A 24411-nucleotide genomic window follows, 5' to 3' on the forward strand; every position below is an offset into this window, starting at 1 on the left:
TAGGGTTTGGTGTGTTTGTTGCGACTTCAATTGCGGTTCTCAGACTTCTTACTTGCAAATTTATGACAGAAGTAGAAACGAGTGTTAGCAAATTTGATTCAAAAAATGCAATAAAAAGATCAAAAGGTATTTTAATTTGAATTTGAGCTTTCATGCTCCATCTGAAAGTCGGAGGGTTTTATGCCGTATTCGTTCTGAAAACACTTTGAGAAATACGATGGGCTGCTAAAACCTGTATCGAATGCAATTTCGGAGATGTTGCCGCTTTTGTTTAGCAGCAGTTGTTTTGCGCGGGAGAGGCGGTAGGATTTAATAAACGAATTTGGCGACTGCCCGATGATGGTTTGCATTCTTCTGTAGATTTGCGATTTGCTGCAGCCGAGGTAATGTTCAAGCATGGAAGCATGTAAATCGTGATTCTTCCAGTTATTTTCCATGTAATCCATCAGTTTGGTTAAAAACTGCATTTCGTCGGGCGAAACCGTTTTTATACGGTCGCTTTTTATCACCACTTTCATGCTTTCGCTCTGAAACATATTACGCACTTCGAGCGTGACAAGAATTTTTGAATTGGAAACATAGCACAACCTTTTCGCCAGTTTTAAGGCTTGCTGAAACTCGCCGTTATCATTATTAAAACAGCCGCTTATTCCCATCTTGAAATGTAGATTGGGTAACAGATCTTTTAACGAAAGCGAAAATTCTTTATGCATTTTTAGCGCACAATTAACGGTGGTGGTCACCGAGTCGAACGTAATTTGCGAAGTATACTGGTCGCGGTTGATTATGGTTCCTTTAAAATGATCGGCGTACGCTGCCACCATTCTTTTAAACATTTTTTGTGTTGAACGTCGTTCACCGATTTTCGCACCGTACAGTTCATTTGAATCGATACTCAGCGCCAAAATTGTAATGAGCTGTTGGGTGGCGATATCGCTAAAATCTACTTTTAAGTTTTCGGTTTGTATTTCGAACTGTTTTAACAGGAAATCGATAATTCGTGAATCGACTTCAAAAATACGGTTGGGGATATTACGATGTTCCTGTTCGTGGAGTTGTTGAATACATTCGCGGTTGGGGGCTTCAAACAAACAAAATGCTATTCTTCTTACGTCGTCGAACCAGTAACCCAGTTTCCGACAATTATAACGATGTTGTACTTTTATATCGCGCAGGTGTTTTTGTGCTATTAGCTCGGTGGGGGGCTCACCATTTAGCTCGTGACTATCAATAAAATACGGCATATTCTCAAGCTTTTAATTAATGGTTAAACAAATGGGAGAATGCCATATGTACAGATGGACTACAGGGTTAACATGGATCAAATAGTAGTATTTAGCAGAACGCCGGCACGAAATAAATGTTCAAAAACGATGGCACAAATTTATAGTATCGTATGCCAATCAAGAGATATCGTTTTTTCTAAAATCAGCAGGTTATCGTTGAGCAATATTTAAATAAGAGAAGAAAAAAACCGTTGAGTTTCCCCAACGGTTTTTACTAAGTATAAAAAAAATCTGTCATCTATAACCACGACGACTTAGGCATATTTTTTTAGAATTCGAATGTATAACCCATACTAAACTGCCAGTGTTTTAGTGAACGTAACGAAAGATCGGCAAAGGCTTTTCCTCCCAATAAATCGAGGTAAGTTCCGCCCAGTAAGTTCAGGCCAAGATTACTTTTTCCATCAATTTTCCAGATACCAATTCCGGCGCCACCGTATGGTTTAAGTTTACTTTCTTTCATACTGATTGGATAAACAACGTTTCCAATTACCCCGATCGACGATTTACTTCCTAAACCATAGAAGAATTCAGGAGTAAGCTCCATTTTGCTTCCTACAATCGGCATGTGTGCCCGTGCAGTAAAGTTCATCGAAAAGGCACCTCCCAGGTTAAATCCCAGCATTGGCGAAATACCTGCAAAATCCAGGGTCTGGTCTTTTAATTCATCAACTTCAACGGCATGCACTTCGGTTGTACCATCCTCGTTGGTTGTTTGGGTAAGTACAACCGGTTCCTGGGTATCCTGTTGTCCCTGGCCCGTGTTAATTACAGTTGGCGACTGGGCCATCTGAGCCTGCATATCCATTTTGGTATCCATCAGTTTCAGATCGTTCGATAAATCCTCGTAATTTTTCTGCAGTTCTTCCAAACGACGTAATGTTTCATCGCTAACCGCTGATTGTGTACCTACTTCTGCCGATTCAACACTCATCACTCCAGCTGTGCTTGTTTGCATCGCTGTTGGCTGTGCGTTCATTTGTCCCACGTTCCGCTCGAGACTGTCAATCCGGTTATTCAGTTTCTCAATCAACATACTTTGTTTCTCTAATTTTGTGGAATCCGCTTCTTCCTGAATTTTTTCCACTTCCGGTTTCATTTCTTTTAAACCTTCGAGAAGGGTTTTTAGAATAGCTTCAAATTGTTCAGGAGTCATGCGCATCATAATTTCGCCCGACGATGTTACGGCTTTTACCGTATCCGATGGTGTATTGTTCAAACTGTTGTAGGTTGCTTCTGCTTTTTGTTTGTCGGCAGCTATTTGTGAGGCACGAAGCGAGTCGCCCGCGGCATTAGCTGCATCGAGTTCGCCTTCCAGCTCAGCAATTTCTTCGAGGTAGATCAGTTTCATCTCGTCGAGTTTTTGTTCGTAGGTTTTTTGTTCCGACGCACGCACGGCCGCTTTCTCACGCTCCAAAGCTTCTGCCGGTGACTCTGCCTGTTTTCCTACCGAGAATTTTAATCCGATATCGATCTGATGGTGCGAAAGAATGTCGTCTTTGCCGGCAATGGTGGTGTTGTCGTCGGCAGCAGTTAACAGAAATTTGGCACTACCAAAAAGTTCCACTTTTTTACCAATAGGTATGTTCAAGCCCATACCTGCCGATGCAAACAAATCACCCGGATTTTCAGCACCGCTTCGGGTAACGTAGTCTTCGTTCACATCGATATAACCACCACCTACCGAAACAAATGGAGTAACTCCCATCGAGGTATTAAATTTGGCTCTGAACTCGGCGCCGTATAAACCTAATCCATCAAACAGGTCGTCGCCGAAATCGATGGTATTGTCGTTGGTAGCACGGAAATAGAACGCACGAATACCAACATATTCGTTAAAGTCGATTCCGGTGTAGGCTCCCAGCAAATAAGTATTTTTGAAATCACTTTGCTCGTCGAATTTAATATGCGAAACGGCCGGTTCAATTACCCAACGGCTACCCGTAAAACCATGTTGATAATACGAACGGTAAGCCCGGTCGAGGTCGCTCATTTCATCGGGACTGGTACCGCCCAGGTAAAATTGCAGCGAGGTATTAAACGACCAGTTGCCAAAACGTTCAACAGCATAATCATCGTCAACAATACCAAAATCAGTTTTATTCTGATCGGTAAGCAACTCTTCAACAGCATTAAATTTAAAAGCTGTGTTTCGTGCTTCAATAGTGAATGCGGTGCGGTGCCCAAAGTTTAATTTTAGCCCGGCACCCAAATCAGAATAGATCTGCTTTTTACTGTCCAGTTCGGCCACTTGTATGGTTTGTACACCTGTGCCAAACAAGAGGTAAGGAGCAAGAACCTTCGATCCGAGGTTGGTTTTTATTTCGGCTCCCATTCTTTTCAGATCTACATCCTGCGATTGGAAAAGATCGGCATCGAAATTGGCAAGACCATAATTTTCGAAAGATGTGGGGATATCTTTCAATTGTATAAAGTTGGCCCGCAATTCCACAAATTCTCCAAATCCAAAACCAACATTGGCACCAAAACCCATGTGGTTTTCAAGTCCAGCCTGATCGTTAAACCACGAAAAATTAGCCGATGGCGAAAACGTTACGCTAATGTCTCTCACCTGAGCCTTAGCTTGTATAACTAGTGCTGCAAGCACCATTAATAGTATAATTTTTCTCATAGTAAATTATTTAGATTAACATATTTTGTGCTGTTTGAAAGTGGTTGTAATTGTATTTAGCCCTGATTGACTAACGCTGTTTCCTGTTATTTTCATAGTAAAGTATAAACTGTAAGTGAGCTATTTTCTCTCAATTGTTTCTAACAAGTTATGACCTTTTGAGCATTTAGTCCAAACATTTTTGATGGAAAATGTGAAAGTGCTTTGTCGGATTATTCGTGAATACGGATTGTTATTTTTTAGCAAAACCTTGCAGAATCTGGTATTGAATCCGTTTTGGGCTGTTTGTTTTTTTAGGATCGCTTGAGTGGACTAAGTTGGAATTAGTCAGGGTGTTGAGAGACATTTATTATTTATACGTTTTAATTTCATGTATTGACTGTGCTCAAATCTTCGGTGTCCTGAAACAGCTCTTTTTGTATAAAACTTACCGTATAGCCTTTTCTTTTATGTAAACAATCCGTAAATTGTATGCAGTGCGATTGTCACCAAACAGATAAATATGGATGAGATTACTTCAGAGAATACCGACCAACAAACTGAATTTCAGAGAATATCAAAAGCGATTTCATTTCAAATATTAATTATAAAACATGTATTTTAAGAAGAATAGTATGAGAAAACTAGCGACTTTTATGATGATGTGTATGGGCTTAATGGCCTTTGCACAGGAAAAACCAAACATTCTGGTTATAATGGTTGACGATGTTGCGCCCAACTCGTTAAGCTGTTACAGTTTGGGAATGCAGTATCCAACACCAAACGTAGATAGGATAGCGAAGGAAGGTGTACTTTTTACCGACCATTATTCGCAACCCAGTTGTACTGCCGGACGTGCAGCTTTTATTACCGGACAAAAACCGATTCGTACGGGATTAACCACCGTTGGACAACCCGGTAATCCACTTGGAATAAAAAAAGAAGATCCAACTTTAGCCGAATTGCTCAAGCCATACGGGTATATGACTGCACAGTTTGGTAAAAACCACTTGGGCGACCGTAACGAACACCTGCCAACCGTCCATGGTTTCGATGAATTTTTTGGAAACCTGTATCACCTGAATGTTTCGGAAGAAGAAGAGCAGGCGGATTATCCAAAAAGCGAAGAATTCTATGAAAAGTATGGTCCGCGCGGAATTATTGAATCGTACGCTTCAGATACCTACGACAACACCGTTGATCCGCGATTTGGTGTAATAGGAAAACAAAAAGTTACTGACATCGGTAAACTCACCAGCAAACGTATGGAAACCTTCGACGAAGAGCTGGTTGCCAAAACCGAAGATTTTATGAAGCGCGCACACGATGCCGGCAAGCCATTTTTTATCTGGCATGCTACAAGCCGTATGCACGTTTATACGCACCTGAAAGAGGAGTCGCGTAACCTGGCAACGCCGATAAGTACCGATATGGACTTGTTTGGTTCGGGTTTAATGGAACACGACGGACACGTTGGCGAAATTCTGGATTACCTCGATGAGTTGGGAATTGCCGACAATACAATCGTAATTTATACCACTGATAACGGACCGGAACAAAGTACCTGGCCCGATGCCGGTGTAACACAATTCCGTGGCGAAAAAATGACAACCTACGAAGGCGGTGTTCGTGCGCCGTTTATGGTGCGCTGGCCAAAAGAAATTCCAGCCGGACTCATCCGTAACGGTATTTCGGCTCACGAAGATGTGGTGCCTACCATTATGGCCGCCGTTGGCGAGCCTGATCTTAAAGACGAATTAAAAGCCGGTAAAACAATTGGCGATATGACCTACAAAGTGTATATCGACGGATTTAACAACCTCGATTACTGGGAAGGTAAAACCGATAAATCGGCCCGTAACTATTTCTTCTACTACTACGAAAGCGGTTTAACCGCCATGCGTGTTGGTCCGTGGAAAATGCACTTTGCCACCAAGGAGCGTTACTACGAAGATATGGTGGTGCATACCATGCCACAGTTGTTTAACTTGAGGAAAGACCCTTATGAAAAATATGATGGTGTGTACGGTTTCGAACTCATCATGCATAAATCGTGGGTTTTCCAGCCCGCTATTGGCTATTTGACCGATCACCTGTCAAGTTTCAAAGATTTCCCTCCAAGGCAGGAGTCTGCGTCGCTTGATATCAACAAAGCGATTGATGCGATTTTGAAATCGGATACACGACAATAAAGATTTTCATATCAAAGAATATAGGAAGGGCATCCAAAAACGGGTGCCCTTTTTTACGTCATTCTGAACTTGTTTCAGAATCTCTTGGTTCTCTATAACTTAAAGACCCCCTGAATCCCCAAAGGGGGACTGTTCCTCCCCTCCAACTGGCGGGAGGTTAGGTAGAGTCAGTTTATAAGAAGGACTTTTTTGCATTGGCAATCTTCGGAACGAATGAATTAGGGAAAATGCAGTTCGGTTTGTATCATTTAAAAGCCAACTACCGAGAACATAATGAACATCTGTTGACTTGAATAGTGTAATTCCGTAAATTGGTGAAAATTCAAATGCAATAGCAATAAATATGAAAACAAATTATCGCCTTTTATTTTCAACATTTCTGTTGGCCGTGATTCTCATTTCCTGTCAGCAGACAACAAACGAGAGTTCGAGTACTTCCACGGCCTCTGCCGATGGATATGACCGGACTATCCTTCCAATGACATCGCCGGAATACCCCGCCATTACCGAACTCGATGCCCGTAATGTAACAGCGCCGCCGGCATGGAGTGTTAAAGCTCCCGAAGGTGCGCCAAACGTAGTAATTGTATTGATTGACGATATGGGATTTGGTCAGAGTAGTTCTTTTGGTGGAGCCATTCGAATGCCCACCGCCGACAAACTGGCCGAAAGAGGTATTCAGTTTAATCGCTTTCACACAACCGCATTGTGTTCGCCAACGCGTACGGCTTTGTTAAGCGGACGAAATCACCATTCCAATAATATGGGAGGAATTACCGAGGTGGCTACAGCCTTTCCGGGTAATACAGGTATGACTCCACAAAGTTGTGCCTATGTTTCCGAGGTTCTTAAGCTGAATGGCTACAACACCGCGCAATTTGGAAAAAACCACGAAACTGCTGCCTGGGAAGTTAGTCCGTCGGGACCATTTACCCGCTGGCCGGTTTACAAAGGATTTGAGAAATTCTACGGTTTTATGGGGGGCGAAACCAACCAGTTTTATCCGGGCATTTACGATGGAACAACTCGAGTTGAGGTGGATACCGAAGATCCGGATTACCACTTTAGCGAAGACATGACGGAAAAAGCCATTGCGTGGATGAAAGCACAAAAATCGCTGACACCCGATAAGCCGTTCTTTATGTATTACGCGCCGGGAGCAACACATGCACCTCACCAGGTACCTGAATCGTACCTCGACAAATACAAAGGTGAATTCGACGATGGCTGGGATGCTTACCGCCAGAAAACGCTTGAGCGCCAAATAAAACTGGGTCTTGTTCCCGAAGGAACAAAGTTGGCAGAGAAACCCGAATATATCAAAGATTGGGATTCGCTTTCGGCACCCGAGAAAAAAGTATTTGCCCGCCAGATGGAGATTTTTGCAGCCTTTGGTGAGCACATCGACGAACAGGTTGGTCATTTGTACGACGCCATTGAAGACCTGGGAATTGCCGAGAACACCATGTTCATTTACATTTTGGGTGATAACGGAGCAAGTGCCGAAGGAATGGCCAACGGTCTCTTAAACGAAAATACCTACTTTAACGGTGTGGCTGAAAGTGTTGAAGACATGGCCAAAAACCTTGATAAACTGGGAACCCGCGAATCGTATGGTCACTTTGCTGCCGGTTGGGCAGTTGCCGGAAATACTCCGTTTAAATGGACCAAACAGGTTGCAGGTAACTTTGGCGGAACACGCAACGGTTTGATCATTGTTTGGCCGGGTAAACTGAAAGAAACCAACGTTGTCCGCGATCAGTTCTGCCATGCCATCGACATTGTTCCAACTATTTTGGAAGCAGCAAATGTTCCGCAACCCGTGAGTGTAAACGGAGTGGAACAGCGACCGATAGAAGGTTTCAGTATGCTAAAAACATTTACCGATCCGGAAACACCGGAGTTCCACAATACGCAATATTTCGAGATTGTGGGTAACCGTGCCATTTATAACGATGGTTGGGTGGCAACTACCGTTCATAAAGCTCCGTGGGAAGCCGGACCACGAGGTGCTTTGACCGACGATAAATGGGAATTGTATGATGTAACCAAAGACTTTAGCGAAAGTACCGATCTTGCAGCCGAAAATCCGGAGAAAGTAGCCGAATTAAAACAGCTGTTTATGGATGAGGCCGTGAAATACAATGTATTGCCAATCGACGACCGTACCATTGAGCGTTTCGACCCGGCAACTGCCGGTCGTCCTGATTTGATGGGTGGACGGAAATCGCTGACCGTTTACGAAGGAATGAGCGGTATGTTGGAAAATGCCTTTATCAACATTAAAAATACCAGCAGCACCTTTACTACCGAAGTGGAAGTGAAGTCGGGTGCCGAAGGAGTGATTATTGCCATGGGAGGTGCTTTTGGTGGTTACAGTCTCTTCCTCGACAAAGGCAAACCGGTGTTTACCTACAACTGGGTAGGTTTGGAAGAATACGACGTGGAGAGTAGCAAAGCCCTTTCGGCCGGTAAACACACCATTAAATTCGACTTTGCCTACGACGGTGGCGGAATGGGTAAAGGCGGAAACGGAACACTTTACGTTGATGGCGAAAAAGTGGGAGAGGGCCGTTTCCCGAATACCAACGGAAACATGTTCTCGTTGGATGAAGGTGCCGATGTTGGTTTCGATGAAGCAACCAACGTGAGTAGCCGCTACAAAGTTGGCGACAATCATTTTAGCGGAAAGATCAACTATGTGACAATAGATATTGAATAATAGAAAATGTATCCGATCTTTATGACGGACGCGCTTAGCGGATTGAAACCGCTTAGCGCTTAAAAGAGAATGAAAAGGGCATCCAAAGCGGGTGCCCTTTTTGTATCTGTAGTGTATCGGTATGAATTAAGGAAAATAGAGTTCGGCTCGTATCATTTAAAAGCCTCTAAACAGAAAACATAATAAATAGCTGTTGACTTGAATAGTGTAATTCCGTAAATTGGTGAAAATTCAAAATGCAATAGCAAATAATATGAAAAACAATTATCGCTTTTTATTTTCAACATTTCTGTTGGCTGTGATTCTTATCTCCTGTCAACAAACTACAAACGAGAGTTCGAGCTCTTCCACCGCTTCTGACGATGGATACGACCGGACCAATCTCCCGATGACACCACCGGAATACCCGGCCATTACCGAACTTGATGCCCGCAATGTAACAGCGCCGCCGGCCTGGAGCGTTAAAGCGCCCGAAGGTGCACCAAACGTAGTAATCGTTCTTATCGACGATATGGGTTTTGGCCATAGCAGTGCATTTGGTGGACCTATCAATATGCCGGCCACCGATCGATTGGCTAAAGAAGGTATCCGATACAACCGGTTTCATACTACTGCCATTTGTTCAGCGTCAAGAGCTGCGCTGTTAAGTGGTCGCAATCACCATAGCAATAATATGGGCAGTATTACGGAAACAGCTACAGCCTTTCCCGGAAACACCGGTATTATTCCTCAAAGTTGTGCAACAATTGCAGAAATCCTGAAACTTAACGGTTATAATACCGCACAGTTTGGTAAAAACCATGAAACTGCAGCCTGGGAAGTTAGTAATTCAGGTCCCTTTACCCGTTGGCCTGTTTACAAAGGATTTGAAAAATTCTGGGGCTTTATGGGCGGTGAAACCAATCAGTTTTATCCGGCTGTTTACGATGGTACAACCAAGATAGAAGTTGATTCTGAAGATCCGAACTATCATTTTACGGAAGATATGACTGATCAGGCAATTAGCTGGATGAAAGCTCAAAAGTCATTAACTCCCGACAAACCATTTTTTATGTATTATGCTCCGGGAGCCACACATGCTCCGCACCACCCACCGGCTTCATACATTGATAAATACAAAGGACAGTTTGATGATGGATGGGATGCCTACCGCGAAAAAACTCTCGCTCGCCAAATCGAATTGGGCGTAGTACCTGAAGGCACCAAACTTGCTCCGATGCCGGATTACATTAAACCCTGGAACACCTTAAGTGATGTAGAGAAGAAAATATTTTCAAGACAAATGGAAATCTTTGCAGCTTTTGCTGAGCATACTGATGAGCAAGTTGGCAGATTGTACGAAGCCATTGAGGAACAAGGAATCGCCGAAAATACCCTCTTCATTTATATATTAGGAGATAATGGAGCAAGTCCGGAAGGTGTTGCCAATGGACTTCTCAATGAAAATACTTATTTCAATGGAGTGGAAGAACCGCTGGATTTTGTAGCTGCGAATCTGGATAAATTAGGAACCAGGGAAGCATTCAGCCATTTTGCAGCGGGTTGGTCAGTTGCAGGAAACACGCCATTTAAATGGACCAAAAGAGTTGCCAGTAACTTTGGCGGTACGCGTAACGGAATGATCATTGTTTGGCCGGGTAAAATGAAAGAAGTTGATATGGTTCGCGACCAGTTTAGCCATGTTATTGACATTGCGCCAACCATATTGGAAGCGGCCAACTTGCCCGAACCCACCAGTGTAAATGGAGTTAAACAAAAACCAATTGAAGGTTTTAGTATGCTGAAAACATTGGCAGATCCTGAAACACCCGAGTTTCACACCACTCAGTATTTCGAGATGGTAGGAAATCGCGCCATCTATAAGGATGGTTGGGTTGCCGCTACAATACATATTGAACCCTGGGCCAATGCACCAAGGGGAACACTTGAAGACGACGTATGGGAACTTTATAATATTGAGGAAGATTTTAGCGAAAGCAACGATCTTGCTCAAGAAATGCCTGAAAAAGTTAAAGAGTTACAGGAGGTATTTTTAACGGAAGCAAAAAAATACAATGTGCTACCCATTGATGACCGAAGTACGGAAAGATTGGATGCAAAAAGAGCCGGAAGACCTGATTTAATGGGAACTCGCAAATCGCTTACCGTTTACGATGGTATGTTCCGTATGATGGAAAACGCATTCATCAATGTAAAAAATACCAACAGCACCTATACCACGGAGGTAGAAGTGGGTAAAGGCGCTAATGGAGTAATTTTTGCTATGGCAGGACGATTTGGTGGCTATAGTTTATACATGATGGATGGAAAACCGGCCTATACATACAACTGGGTTGGAAAAGAGCAATACGATGTGGTGAGCTCGAAAGCAATTGCCCCCGGAAAACACACTATCAAATATGATTTCGCCTATGATGGTGATGGTTTTGGCAAAGGTGGTTCGATGACCATTTATGTAGATGGTGATAAAGTAGCAGAAGGTCGTATACCGAATACAAACGCTAACATGTTCTCTTTAGATGAAGGCGCCGATGTAGGTTTTGATGAAGGAACGAATGTAAGCGACAATTACAGCATTAATGTAAGCGAAAACCGCTTTACCGGTAAGATCAACTATGTGACAATAGATATTGAATAGTTTAAATACACAGTATTTGAAGAGGGCGTCTGTTTTTGATGCCCTCTGTTTTTTTAAAGTCTCTCGAAAAACAACAGCAAAACTTGTTTCAAAGTATTACGACTCACCCTGATTGTGCCTGCGACACAATCGTCCCTCTCTGCGCGCAGAGAGGGAGTGAGGGAGAGTTGGCTAAAAATAATTTAACTTTAATTTCTATTGGTGGTTTTTCCGAGTCAAGACTGTTTAATTTTATAGAAAATGTAACCGATCCTTTATGACGGACGCGCTTAGCGGTTCAAAACCGCTTAGCGCATAGCAAAAGATAAAAGGGCATCCAATACGGATGCCCTTTTTTACGTCATTCTGAACTTGTTTCAGAATCTCTTATCTGCTTACAATAAGTTAAAGACACCCTAAATCCCCCGAAGGGGGACTTTCTCCGCTATCGCGCGAATCGTTTCGCGTGATAATAGGATACAGCAATGCGAAAAGGATCCGATCCGTATAAGTCGACATAAATACGGATCGGATCCCTTGGTTCATTAAAAGGTGTAATGGATATATAATCAATGCGTTAGAGAATTTTTGTTTGTCAGTTATTTTTGTATTTTTGAAATACAATCTAACACAAAACGTTATGGAAGCTAAAGACATTTTTCAGAACAGCTTCGTTGATGATGATGGTAAAGTATTTCGGTTTTTAGAATCTGACAGTCATTTCAATGTTGTCATCGACGGGAAACCATTTTTTGAATGCGAACAACCATTCACAATTTTAAGAGGAGTTAAGTATGTTTGTGATACTTATGATTGCATACAATCATGTAATGGGAAAGACTTGAGAATATTCCATTCAGACAAGGACGATAAATGGATTGCTATGGTTGGAGAAATCAATGCAAATCTATGTGTGATGGAGTAGTGTCAGATGAGGATTCATATTTTGTAATATGATCGGGATTATTTTTGTTGCGTTTGTATAACAAGAAGGACAAATTAAGATATTCGGGGTTTAGCACTTAGTTGGATACTAAGTAAATAAATACCGACCCCAAGTATGAAACTTAAATGCATAAAAGAAGGTGGTCTGAAAAGTGCCACCTTTTTACTTTCAATTATCTTTTCCGTACAACGCTGCTATCGCGCCCCCGAAGTTTCGGGGCTTTCGCATGATAAAGGCTACAGAATGCTAAAAGGATCCGATCCGTATAAGTCGACGTAAATACGGATCGGATCCCTTGGTTCAAATAAAAGGGCATCCAAAACGGATGCCCTTTTTTACGTCATTCTGAACTTGTTTCAGAATCTCTTAAATCTGCTTTCTATAAGTTAAAGACCCCCTAAATCCTCCCTGCCCCTAGTTTCCGAACGAGGATAGATGGGGGATTGGTTTTATTTTGCACCGTCCTTTAGGGCGGTGATTTCAGATTGAGATTTGAAAACAGGCTTTAGCCTTTAATTTAGCTTTAAAGGCTAAAGCCCTTTTACAGCATCGCAATTTTTACACCGGGCTAAAGCCACGGTGCAAAAAAGAATCCAAAATAAAAGGGCATCCGCTGTGGATGCCCTTTCTTCTGTTATGATTTAAACAAGCCATCCCCTTACGAGCTAACCGTTTCTTCTTCGGGTGTTTTGCGGCGTTTTTTCACCACCTCGTTATTTTCGGCAATAATGGTGGCTATGGTACGCGCCAAAGCGCCATAGTTAGGTTCGTCAACCAATTCCATAGCACGCATATAAATCACAATTTTTTCGTTGATCAGCGCCACCACTTTTTCCTTTATTTTTGAGGCATTGACCTGTGTACTTTCTTCTGCTTTTTCCTGTTCGTAGGCAATGCGTGCGGCCTCGAAAGTTGCCTCTGCCGTTTGCAGGGCGGCTACCGTATCGGCGCAACCCGGAAGCACGGCAATGGCATCCTGTAGTTTCGGTTTACTCAGGTCGTCGAGCAGCGAGGCAATCAGCGACGACTCGGTGGCATAACTTTCACTCACCACGCTCAGACCGTATTTTTCGAAAATATCGTATACGGTTTCGGCAGCTTCCTGTATGGCCGCATCGGGATGATGCAGGTAGCCCATCAGCAGGTAACTTAACGACCGGAAAGGCTGGTCGCGGGCTTCGTCGTATTCTTCCAGTGTGCTTTCTGCTTTGCTGCGGTTAATGGCAGCTGTTAGTGCGGCCGAAAGGCCGGTAAGCTCGGTGAACATCGTACTCAGGTGCGGGTCCGAACTAAGGGTAGTACTGTTGTAAGCACCAATCAGGCGCATACTTACGGCGTCGACTTCCGTGACGCGGCTTTGGGCAATTAATTTTTGAATCATAATACTTAAATTAGTGTTTGAAAATGGTTACCACTGGCAATCTGAAACGGATTAATGGAGATGTAACAGGTGCTTTGGTAATTAATTACAATCAAGTTATGACATTTTAATACCAAGCGCATGCATAGTGGCTATGTTGTTAAGCACATGTAAGTTACACTATTTCTTTTTTTTAAAACAGGATGTTGGAGATACATCCTTGCACCCACTTTTATTCCCGGCAAGCCTTGGACAAACCTCCATGCCTCCACTTTTGCTCTCAACACGCTTTGGAGTTACCTCCAAAGTATAAAATTTAAATCGGTGAGGTAAGGGAGAAACCTCCAAAACTCAACTTTTCTTCCGGTGAAGGTATGGAGATACCTCCACGAGGCAACTTTTTCTCCCGGCAATAATTGGCCGAACGGTATGGTGACATTAGCCACCGAAAGGCTTTTTGATTGTTAAGGACTAAAGTCCCGGTTTGTGGAAGCTGCATAACCCCGGGCTTAAGCCCGGGGGTAGTGAACTCTAGCCGGTTTTGGGTGTAAAGGACTAAAGGCCAATTCTTAATAAAGGCGCACTAACCCCGGCATTAATGCCGGGGTTAAGCATAAGCTCCCCGATTGGGCTTTAGCCCTCAATCTGTTTTTCGCATTCTTTTCCTTCAGACGATATTGTTTTGTTTAACAGGATTACTAACTTTAAAACGCTAAAAAGCAACCAAAAACCAGATGCAATGAAAAAACCGCTTGCAAAAACCAAAAGCGTTTTGATCCACTTTTTTGAGAATAAAACAAACAATAACAACAAGTTACACGAGTGCTAGCTAATAAGATATATGTTGCATTGCAACATACACATACGTTGTGGGTAATATTAAAATGAAAGAAACAAAAGCAGAAATATTGACCAATAAAACTCATTTCAGTAGTTACGAGGATTACAAAACATATCCGACTGCTGACTTGAAATGTCCATCATGCGAAGCGAAAACTTCAATTGCATTTAAAGATTTAGAAAAGCACCAATTTTCAAGCTTTTCCAATCTGACTGAAGATAAACAGAACAAGATAAATGAGTTTGTAAAACTAAATATGGAAAGAATACCAAATTCATTCCTCGATTACAATTGTCCAAATTGTAATTCATCAGTCAGACTTTATTATCAGAGTTGGGCTGGAGGTCGACACGGAGAAAACGGTTATGAATTAGAAATGGTAATCTCAGATTGATTTTTATAAATAATTTGAGACAATAGAAAAGTAGAACGAGGGAAAATGAAAAATACTACCCACAACAAATTGTAATATGGCAGGCGGGGGTTTTAGCGGTCTGACAAGTCAGACCAGTGTTGCCACCTCCTGCGGGTCTGACAGGATTTCTTCCAGAAATCCCGCCCGACCACATACAAGTGACCGTTAGCATTATTTTGAAAGAGCAAATTACATTGATTTGAAAACTGAAATATGAAAATCTTTGGAAAAAGAAAAATAGCTTACATAATCTACATCGGGATAGCAATTGTTTTCATGATTATTAATGCAATCCTTCCCGATTCCGAAGAGGAAGAGCATATACAAGAAAGCTACACGCCTGCAACAAACGGACAAAGAAATATAAACTTTGACAAAAGATATAATGGATTAGTAATCAAAAAATTCAATGATTCCCGTAACCATAATGAAGAAACTATAGAAATAAAGTTATCAAGAGGTTCCTACTTTTATTTGCATCCTCCGATAATAGACAAATCAGGTTTTTATGGTTTTGTTCAAGAGGGAGATTCGATTTTTAAAGATGACTGGGGATTTACTTTTAGAGTTAGACGTGAAGGCAAGGATACAATATTTATAATACATCCTGACTATATAAATTTGAAATAAAAAACAATGCATAACAACGTTTAAATTTTATGGCCCCGCTCGCGCCGATTTGCAATCGGTGTGCAATCCGCAAGGTTTGATAAATAGTATCTGCCTATAGCTGAGTTACGGATTACATTCTGAAACATCGGGACGCACCAGCGGAGCATCAACATTGAGAAGTAATAAATGGCTAAGCAAAAAATTGATTTAGACTATGTCAACTTATGATGTAATAGTAGGTATAATAATTATAGTGATTTTTGTCTTTTATAATATAAGGTATCTTTGGATTTTAAGACATACCAGACCAGGTTGTAATAAAATTGATTTGTATTCCTCATGGGGAAAGAAAATGGTACGTGAAAGAATTTATCTCTATTTTTCAGAACCTTATGCAGATAAATATTTAAAGCATATGAATTTGCTTTATCCAATATTATTAATTCTTTTTCTACTGTTTGCATCAACTATGATTTTTTAAGAATAATGCTAAAATTTTGAAATTGAGGCTTCTCCATTCCCCTGATTTGCAATCGGTGTGTCTTCGATAGAATTGAAATTAACAAACTGTCAGACGCTGGCTGAGATACGGAGAACACTTGCCTGCCGCAGGCAGGAATCTGCACCAGCGGTGGCACAGTAAATTTTGATTTTGTAATATTGCCCTTAGAAAAGGTTATAAGCAAATAAACCTCAAATGATCAAAAAGGAATAATGACTATGAAAGCAGAACAATTAAGCAAAATAATATTGGTGGTATGTGCCCTAACCCTTACGGCAATCGCACTCTCTTTTGGAGGAAATCCGAGCCAATGGGTGCCAAAAATATATGAAACTACACCTGTTACAGACCTCAACAGTATTGTAATTTTCCGTTCTGTTATGGGGCTAATTCTGGGTTGTTGCGCATTTTGGATATATGCCGCACTTAGTGGCCGGTTTCTGTTGGCAGCTTTGTACTCACTTATGTTTGCAATGTTTGGATTAGCATTAGCCCGACTATTCAGCTTATTCGTTGATGGAAATCCTACGATGATATTAATAGTATATTTGATTTTGGAAGCCGCAACCGGATTAATCGTTTGGGCTATTATAAAAGCTTACGAGAAGTCACAAAATCAAACATAGTTGTTAAATCAGAGGAAAAGACAGTAAAATAAATCCGCGCCAGCGGGGGAAAATACCCGAAATAGAAGCAAAACAGCAACAATAAAAAACGAGTGCTAACAACGTTGGTTTGTAATTTTAGGAGTTATACAACAATCAGATAAAAGATATGACAGGACCAAATAAAGACATAAAATTCCCGCTTGAGAATTACGACAGACTCTGTTTTTTGAAGAATGTGGTAAAAAATCCGAACATTATTGTTGGCGACTACACCTATTATGATGACTTCGAGAATGTGGAAAATTTTGAAAAAAATGTAAAATACCATTTTGATTTCGTCGGTGACAAGTTGATCATTGGAAAGTTTTGTATGATTGCCTCAGACGTTAAATTTATAATGAACGGTGCCAATCATTTAACCAATGCGGTTTCCTCTTATCCATTTGCCATTTTCGGAAAAGGCTGGGAAAATGCAATGGACGGTAAATCATATCCCCAAAAAGGAGACATAACAATTGGGAACGATGTTTGGATTGGATTTAATGCAACAATTATGGCAGGAGTAACCATTGGAGATGGAGCAGTAATTGCAGCAAATTCGACTGTTGTAAAAGACGTTGAACCTTATTCAATAGTTGGAGGAAATCCTGCAAACGAAATAAAGAAACGATTTTCGGAAGACAAAATTGCAAAACTCTTAGAACTCAAATGGTGGGACTGGGAAATAGAAAAAATCACAAAGAATGTACAGCATTTAGCAGGTAACGACATTGGTAAAATAATGGAATAAAAACCTCGCTATGCATGAATCCTTCATCCTTAATCTTTTATCACTAATCCTTTACCTTCAGGTTTTCCAGAGGAACCTTAGTATACTCCACATCTTCTTTATTGGTGGCATAGGCCACATACAGGGCATCCTGCCAAATCATACTTTTAGGATAATGATACCCGGGACGTTTGGCTTTCCCTGGATAACGCAAGGGCTGCAGATCGTCACCTCCCGACCGCAGCAGGTACGATGTATTGAAGTTCGCTCCGGTAGCACTAAGTGAAACAACCAGCGGTACCCGAAGTTTGTAGTTTACCGGGTTACCCACCATAAAAGCGGTTCCATCGGGCAGGTTCCCCGCACTTTGTTTCGAACGCGAGTCGGGCATAGCAGTGAGTTCCGGAGTGGTCCAGCTTTCACCACGATCGGTACTAACCGAAGCCAGTCGATGAAAGCTACTCTGCTGATCGCGGAAGGTCATAACCAGGCTATCGGTGCCGCGAAGGAACCAACTCGGTTCCATTTCTCTTGATTTCTCACCTGTGGAGGGCAGGAGCGTGTAGTCAGCTTTCTTCCAGCCACGGATTCCCAAAGCATCATCGGTATAAATGGGGTTTACACGAATGTCCGGAGTAAAGTGTGCCGCACTGATAATTCGTCCATCCGGCAGAGCGTGAGGATCCTGTTCAAAGATTCCGTTTAAAGTATCGCCATTGGCCATCAGCACGGGACGAAGTGTCGACCAATTTGCTCCGTCGGTACTGCTGGTGTAAGCCGCATACACCGACTCGTCCAAGCGCCAGATATTGATATAGGCCACCAGGGTGTCTGCTGTAGCCCACCATCCGCCCGAAGTACAAAAACCATCGGGTATTGCTGGTGAGAGGAGTTGGGGGGAAGTCCACGTGCTATCGTTTTTCCCGACGCTGTAAACTACGTGGGTATCGGGCGCATCTTCATCGGTTCGCGAGCTTTGCCACTGGCAATAAAGTTTTCCTTTAAAACCAATCATTACCACACCGTTATTAAACCGGTTATCGTTCGAATCGGGTGTAAATACCCTGAAGGATTGTGTTCCTTCGGCAGGAGTACATCCAAGATGTGTACTGTCGCTGGTATCAAACATTGTGGTATCTATCAAAAAGGGCGACCGGTCTACCTGTTTCGGATGCGGACGACAGGACCACATACATGTGCCCGTCAATAAAATAAAGGATAAAATGCGGGATACTGTTTTAAGCATATTATGGTTATTCGCTAATCGTAGAAAAGCATAAAAATAGAGATAAGAATTTTAACCGGAAAATGATCAATTGCTGTTTGAGGCGATTGTTAACTCAGTACTTTGCGAATCCTTTCGCTTGCTAACGGTTAACATATTTTATTTATCTTACCACTGAATTTATACGATGTTTACACATTCATTAGCTCTTAGCTAAAACTAAAAATCAATCTCTTGAGTTTTCAACTTAAACGCGAAATAGGCAAATGGGACCTTGTGTTGCTGATGATCAACAGCCTGGTAGGATCCGGTATTTTTGGTTTGCCTTCGAAAATATTTAGTCAGGCCGGTATTTACAGTCTGTTGGTAATTGTATTCTGTGCAGCTGTAATGTTGGTGTTGGTATTAAATTTTGCCGAAGTGGCCAGCAGGTTTACCAAAACCGGCGGACCTTATTTATACACCCTAACTGCTTTTGGCCGCTTCCCCGCATTTCTGGTAGGCTGGCTGATTCTGATCACCCGTTTGGCCACTTATGCGGCGCTGGTAAATATTTTTGTTACCTACCTTGCCGTTTTTAACCCGGTATTGGAAACACCTTCAGCTAAAATCGCGATCATCTTTGTTTTGACGTTGTTTTTTACCCTGGTAAATCATTTTGGAGTGAAAGGCTCCACCATTTTAAATAACTCGCTTACCATAGCCAAACTGGTGCCGCTGTTTTTGTTTATCGGGGTAGGTCTGTTTTTTATTAACCCGGGAAATTTTAATTTCAACGCTTCTGCACCGGAACTTTTTGGTTTCTCCAATTCGGTGTTTTTAATGGTATTTGCCTTCTCCGGTTTTGAGGCGATAATTGTAAACACCGGCGAAATTAAAACACCCCGAAAGAATATTCCTACCGCACTATTTATCACCATTGCTTTTGTAACTGTTTTTTATGTTTTGTTGCAAATGGTTTGTATTGGCACCTTTCCGGGACTGGCAGAATCGGAGCGTCCGATTGCAGATGCGGCACTTCAGTTTGCCGGGCCTGTTGGCGCTTTTGTCATATCTGTCGGCGCACTATTTTCGGTAGGTGGAACGATAAATACGGTGATGCTGATTGGCTCGCGGCTTCCTTATGCCTTGAGTGAAGAAAAGCAGTTACCCCGTTTTCTGTCGTTTATTCACCGAAAGTTTCAAACGCCAACCTGGTCACTGTTACTTTTTGCACTGGTTGCCTTTGTGGTTTCGGTATCGGGAACTTTTGTTTACGCTGTTTCGATAAGCGTAATCAGCAAGGTAATGATTCTGGGTATTGTATGTGCAGCGCTAATAAAATTGCGAAAAACTGAAGCTGCCGATACGGCAACTTTCCGTTTAAAATATGGGAATTCCCTTGCAGTTATTGGAATGTTGATCTGCATTGGTTTATTGATGAGCTCAAAAGCCAACGAATTCAGAGATACTTTGATTACACTTGCTGTGGGAGTAATTTTATATCTGGTGTTTCGTTGGTTTAAGAAAAAGTAAGGCATTGAAACGCTCTTAATATAAAACAATAGGATGCAAACAGACAATATCGATATAAGGCCATATACCGATGTATACCGGCAACAGGTTTTGACAATTTGGGAAAAATCAGTTCTGGCCACCCACCACTTTTTGACAGCAACTGATTTTGAAGAAATTAAGGAACTGGTAAACAACATAAATTTTCATGACTTTCAAGTCTTTTGCCTGACCAGTAAGAACCGGGTTTTGGGTTTTATCGGAGTTGCGGACAAAAAAGTTGAAATGCTTTTTTTAGACCCGGAATATTTTGGACAAGGACTTGGACGGAAATTGTTGGATTTTGCAGTAAAAGAACTCAAGGCAAACAAACTTGATGTAAACGCGCAGAATGTAAACGCGCTGAAATTTTATCAAAAATACGGATTCGATATTGTTGAGAGAACCGACAAAGATGAACAAGGAAGGAACTATCCACTCTTAAGGATGAAATTGATTGATAAATAATGAAAAAGTCCGGCCCGCTAATCATGTGCAAAACACCTAAAATCAAACCTTGGAAATGAAATCATACTGGAAATAGCCGAAGATAAATTTGGGTGGGGATTTATTGCCCGATTAGCCGATTTACAAGGGATTGAGATTAAAAAGTCAAACCAGGATAAATAGAATTCAAATCCTCGCTACCTCGCGAATCCTTTCGCGTGGCTCCTCGTATTTCTTCTTTGTAATCTGAGCAGGTTTAATACTAATTACTATTTGGCTGCGTGAAGTAATTCCATGATGTGTAATACCTTGTTTTGCAGTTGTTTATTTTGTAACTTATATAGTTGTTTAGCAGGGCAGTCAGCCATGGGCTTTTTTGTCCGGCACACATTTATTAATCAAAAAAACCAACAATCATGGAATGTTTTATTGAATTATGGAGTGCAAGGGACTCCTGGAAACAACTGTCGCAGGAAGAGCGTGGCAGCTACCTTGAACAAATCGGGCCACACATGCAATCCTTGCTTGAAAAGGGAGTAGAAATTGTTGGCTGGGGAGTGAACGATGTTGCAACAACGCACCGGGCCAATTTCGATTTTTATGCCGTATGGAAATTTCCAACAATCGATATAAAGAAAGAATTTGAGGCAGTTGTTATGGAAGCCGGCTGGTACAACTACTTCCACCAGGAAAATGTTTCAGGAGAACTGACTACACCCGATGAAATAATCGGTAAGTTAATTTCAATGTAGATACTACGCTATAACTCACATCACTAAATAAATAACTTAATCACTAATCAAATGAAAACTATTTCAATCCTTTTAACCGCAGGTTTGTTTATGCTTGCAGCATGTACAAGCACAACTGAAAAAGCTCTTACTCAATCCGAAAGAGAAAACATTATTGCAGAAGTAATGGCTGTTTCCTCAAAATGGATCGATGACAATAATGCCATGGATCCGGATCGCGCTATTCAGTTTTGGTCAACTTCACCTGATCTAAAGTTTGCAGAATTTGGTGAGTTTTTTCCTAATCGCGATTCTATTCATTCCACCCTCCATAGTTATTACGATTATGCACGAAGTATGGATGTTAAATGGTTGGCACGTGATGTCCGTCCATTAGATAAAAATGTTGCTTTATTATCTGGTAAATTCCAGTTTAATCTGGTGTTTGAAAACGATGAAGTTGCTGAAGGTATAAATGCTTTTACCGGAACCTTCCTCAAAGAGGACGGCAAATGGAGACTTATACAAGGACATGAATCAACGAAATTTCCGGAATAAGTTCAGCTTGTTCGTTAAAACAAAACATCCATAACTCACCTGAATTATGGATGTTTTTGCGTCTTGAAGAATCCTTTTACAAATCAGCAACTTTTAAATAGATCTGATTTTCCATGAGTTTCGAAGCTTCTTCCGGGAAATTATCGGAAATACTTTTCCAGCCATCACTATCGTGTATGGTATCGTAGGTTTTCTGATTTTTCCAGTTTCCTTTTATGAAGTAGTTGTAATCATCGTTACTGCCCGGAACCACCTGCATTATGGTGTAGCCACAATCCCAGTATCCCATTTCTGCAATGGCCTGGTTAAATTTATCCAATGCATTTTGCATCGCTTCAATTGATTTTCCTTCAGGTACTTTTAACAGATGAAGACTGGCTAAATGATTATCGTTTTTATCGGGTAAGTGGGTGCTGTGGACGTAATGCAGCAGCCATTTGCCATCTACTTTTTTAAATATATAATTTTCGTAAGCTTCAATGCTCATTTTTGCATCTCCCATAGCAATATCGGCATAAAATGTAACCACCATAAAAGCCATATCGCCTGATACTTCGGTCTTTTTTATGTCAATATCAACATTAAAAGTAGCACCTTCCATCGATTTTACCGATTCAATAAAACCATCCATATCCTGGTGATCGAAACCGGTTTCGTAAAGGCTAAAATCGGTGGTACACAGTGCACGTACGGCATCGTAATTAAAGTTTTCCATGGCAGAGTAGAAATCGTTGATCGTGGTTTCAACAGCGGCTTTTTCTTGTGCAGGGTCAACAGTTTGGCAGGCCATTAGCATTGCTAATAAACCAGTCAGAAGAAATAGGTTTTTCATAATATTGTGATTATAGTTTCCAACTCATACGTGATTATGCAATAAAGGTTAACCGGTATCAGCTCTCATCGCTTTTTTCCAGCTTAATTTGGCTTTGCTGATTTTCATCATTTCAAAAACGGCCTGTAAAAGGTTGATTTATGCGTGCATTTTTGTACCTTTTTAAAACAAACAGATTTACAGCAAAACAGATGAAACTATTACTCCAGAATATAAAAGAGTTGGTTCAGGTGGAAGACCAGCCCGTCTTGTTCAGAGCCGGAAAAGAAATGGCAAAAGTGAATACCATAAAAAATGCTTTTCTGATTATCCGCGATGAAGTGATTGAGGAGTTTGGACCAATGGATCAGCTAAAAGACAAATATATCGATGATGATTTGTTGATTGAGATCGACTGCTCCAACCGATTGGTTTACCCAAGTTTTTGCGATTCGCACACACACCTGGTTTATGCGGCGCCTCGGGAGAAGGAATTTGTCGATCGAATAAAAGGCATGTCGTACGAGGAGATTGCGCGCAGGGGAGGAGGAATATTGAACTCAGCCAAATTGCTGCACGAAACTTCGGAAGACGAGCTTTACGAAAGTGCTATGGAGCGTGTTGCCGAGATCGTAAAAATGGGAACCGGTGCCGTGGAAATAAAAAGCGGTTACGGACTGACCACCGAAGACGAATTAAAAATGTTGCGTGTTATTCAGCGCATCAAACGGACTTCACCGCTTTGTGTACGTGCCAATTTCCTTGGAGCACACGCCGTTCCTATGCAATATAAAAACAATCAGGCGGAGTATGTCGATGTTGTTATTAACGAAATGATTCCGCAGGTGGCTGCTGAAGAGCTGGCCGATTTTATTGATGTATTCTGCGACCGTGGTTTTTTCACTGTGGAAGATACCGAGCGCATTTTAATGGCCGGACTAAAACATGGTTTGCGTCCAAAAATTCATGCCAACGAACTGGGATTAACTGGTGGTATTCAGGCCGGAGTGAAATACAATGCACTTTCGGTCGATCATCTGGAATATGTGGGTGAAGACGAAATTGCAGCATTAAAAGATTCGGAAACTATGCCAACGGTTTTGCCGGGGGCTGCTTTCTTCCTTAATATGAAATTATCACCGGTGCGCGAAATGATCGAAGCAGGTTTGCCGGTGGCGTTGGCATCCGATTTTAACCCGGGATCTTCGCCAAGCGGGAACATGAGTTTGATTTCGGCAATGGGCTGCATCAACTTTAAAATGTTACCCGAAGAGGTGATCAATGCAACTACCATAAATACAGCATACGCCATGGGAATTAGTGAAAGTCACGGTAGTATTGCGCGGGGAAAAATTGCCAACCTGTTTATCACTACCGAAATTCCGGGAATTGAATACCTGCCGTATTCATACGGTTCAAACCTGGTGGAAACGGTGATTCTTAATGGTGAGATTCAAAATTTTTAGGCTTCCTTGACTGTGGAGGACAGGGACTCCGCCCAGCCTGACTGTTTTTAATCTACTTTAATAGATAAGGTTTTAATCTGATTTTTTGGATTTTTACCCCAACCCTGAAGGGAGAAGTCCAAAAAATCAATCTGGTTCCCTTTATGGTCAGGGTAAAAC

At 41.7% G+C, this 24411-nt stretch carries 19 protein-coding genes; 14 read left to right on the top strand and 5 right to left on the bottom strand.

Translation table 11 applies throughout. The annotated features are described in order from the left end of the window. Positions 1 to 131: 131 nt before the first annotated feature. Positions 132 to 1244: a nickel-binding protein gene (locus tag SLH46_RS06645; protein WP_320280383.1), complete on the bottom strand. Its 1113-nt coding sequence runs from the start codon at positions 1242 to 1244 to the stop codon at positions 132 to 134. Between the two features lie 310 nt (positions 1245 to 1554). Next, the gene (locus SLH46_RS06650) at positions 1555 to 3918 is read right to left on the bottom strand and encodes a hypothetical protein (protein WP_320280384.1); all 2364 of its coding nucleotides are present in this window, start codon (positions 3916 to 3918) and stop codon (positions 1555 to 1557) included. 614 nt (positions 3919 to 4532) lie between these two features. Here SLH46_RS06650 and SLH46_RS06655 point away from each other — a divergent pair. The 5 genes from SLH46_RS06655 to SLH46_RS06675 all read left to right on the top strand — a co-directional run bounded on the left by SLH46_RS06655 (position 4533) and on the right by SLH46_RS06675 (position 12653). Next, positions 4533 to 6089, top strand: coding sequence for an arylsulfatase (locus SLH46_RS06655; protein ID WP_320280385.1), 1557 nt, complete (start codon positions 4533 to 4535; stop codon positions 6087 to 6089). Positions 6090 to 6432: 343 nt separating this feature from the next. Then, a complete protein-coding gene (locus SLH46_RS06660) occupies positions 6433 to 8811 on the top strand; it encodes an arylsulfatase (protein WP_320280386.1) in 2379 nt (792 codons plus the stop codon). 253 nt (positions 8812 to 9064) lie between these two features. Beyond that, complete coding sequence (locus SLH46_RS06665; RefSeq protein WP_320280387.1) at positions 9065 to 11449, top strand: arylsulfatase; 2385 nt, start codon at positions 9065 to 9067, stop codon at positions 11447 to 11449. 619 nt (positions 11450 to 12068) lie between these two features. Continuing rightward, positions 12069 to 12353, top strand: coding sequence for a hypothetical protein (locus SLH46_RS06670; protein ID WP_320280388.1), 285 nt, complete (start codon positions 12069 to 12071; stop codon positions 12351 to 12353). Between the two features lie 135 nt (positions 12354 to 12488). Then, entirely contained in the window at positions 12489 to 12653 is a 165-nt protein-coding gene (locus tag SLH46_RS06675; protein WP_320280389.1) for a hypothetical protein, read from the top strand. A gap of 379 nt (positions 12654 to 13032) precedes the next feature. Here SLH46_RS06675 and SLH46_RS06680 read toward each other — a convergent pair whose 3' ends face one another. After that, complete coding sequence (locus SLH46_RS06680; protein WP_320280390.1) at positions 13033 to 13755, bottom strand: DUF6261 family protein; 723 nt, start codon at positions 13753 to 13755, stop codon at positions 13033 to 13035. An 863-nt stretch (positions 13756 to 14618) separates the two neighbouring features. On the opposite strand from SLH46_RS06680, the gene SLH46_RS06685 reads away from it, so the two are divergent. From SLH46_RS06685 to SLH46_RS06700, 4 genes are all read left to right on the top strand, one after another. After that, positions 14619 to 14969 (top strand): hypothetical protein, encoded by a 351-nt coding sequence (locus tag SLH46_RS06685; RefSeq protein WP_320280391.1) that lies wholly within the window; start codon positions 14619 to 14621, stop codon positions 14967 to 14969. A 234-nt stretch (positions 14970 to 15203) separates the two neighbouring features. Then, entirely contained in the window at positions 15204 to 15620 is a 417-nt protein-coding gene (locus SLH46_RS06690; RefSeq protein WP_320280392.1) for a hypothetical protein, read from the top strand. Between the two features lie 702 nt (positions 15621 to 16322). Further along, entirely contained in the window at positions 16323 to 16730 is a 408-nt protein-coding gene (locus SLH46_RS06695) for a DUF4345 domain-containing protein (protein ID WP_320280393.1), read from the top strand. 148 nt (positions 16731 to 16878) lie between these two features. Next, entirely contained in the window at positions 16879 to 17502 is a 624-nt protein-coding gene (locus tag SLH46_RS06700; protein ID WP_320280394.1) for a CatB-related O-acetyltransferase, read from the top strand. 43 nt (positions 17503 to 17545) lie between these two features. On the opposite strand, the gene SLH46_RS06705 is transcribed toward SLH46_RS06700, so the two are convergent. Further along, complete coding sequence (locus tag SLH46_RS06705) at positions 17546 to 18727, bottom strand: exo-alpha-sialidase (RefSeq protein ID WP_320280395.1); 1182 nt, start codon at positions 18725 to 18727, stop codon at positions 17546 to 17548. Positions 18728 to 18940: 213 nt separating this feature from the next. On the opposite strand from SLH46_RS06705, the gene SLH46_RS06710 reads away from it, so the two are divergent. The 4 genes from SLH46_RS06710 to SLH46_RS06725 all read left to right on the top strand — a co-directional run bounded on the left by SLH46_RS06710 (position 18941) and on the right by SLH46_RS06725 (position 21975). After that, positions 18941 to 20221, top strand: coding sequence for an APC family permease (locus tag SLH46_RS06710; RefSeq protein ID WP_320280396.1), 1281 nt, complete (start codon positions 18941 to 18943; stop codon positions 20219 to 20221). Positions 20222 to 20254: 33 nt separating this feature from the next. Then, entirely contained in the window at positions 20255 to 20707 is a 453-nt protein-coding gene (locus SLH46_RS06715; protein WP_320280397.1) for a GNAT family N-acetyltransferase, read from the top strand. 395 nt (positions 20708 to 21102) lie between these two features. After that, positions 21103 to 21438, top strand: a complete 336-nt coding sequence (locus SLH46_RS06720; RefSeq protein WP_320280398.1) for a DUF6616 family protein — start codon at positions 21103 to 21105, stop codon at positions 21436 to 21438. 51 nt (positions 21439 to 21489) lie between these two features. Continuing rightward, positions 21490 to 21975, top strand: coding sequence for a nuclear transport factor 2 family protein (locus SLH46_RS06725; protein WP_320280399.1), 486 nt, complete (start codon positions 21490 to 21492; stop codon positions 21973 to 21975). A 76-nt stretch (positions 21976 to 22051) separates the two neighbouring features. On the opposite strand, the gene SLH46_RS06730 is transcribed toward SLH46_RS06725, so the two are convergent. Beyond that, entirely contained in the window at positions 22052 to 22807 is a 756-nt protein-coding gene (locus tag SLH46_RS06730) for a nuclear transport factor 2 family protein (protein WP_320280400.1), read from the bottom strand. A gap of 191 nt (positions 22808 to 22998) precedes the next feature. Between SLH46_RS06730 and hutI the strand changes: the two genes are divergently transcribed. After that, on the top strand, positions 22999 to 24252 hold the full coding sequence (gene hutI / locus SLH46_RS06735; RefSeq protein WP_320280401.1) for an imidazolonepropionase: 1254 nt from the start codon (positions 22999 to 23001) through the stop codon (positions 24250 to 24252). Positions 24253 to 24411 lie beyond the last annotated feature (159 nt).

Origin of the sequence: Draconibacterium sp. IB214405, assembly GCF_033963885.1 — a bacterium.
GTDB lineage: Bacteria > Bacteroidota > Bacteroidia > Bacteroidales > Prolixibacteraceae > Draconibacterium.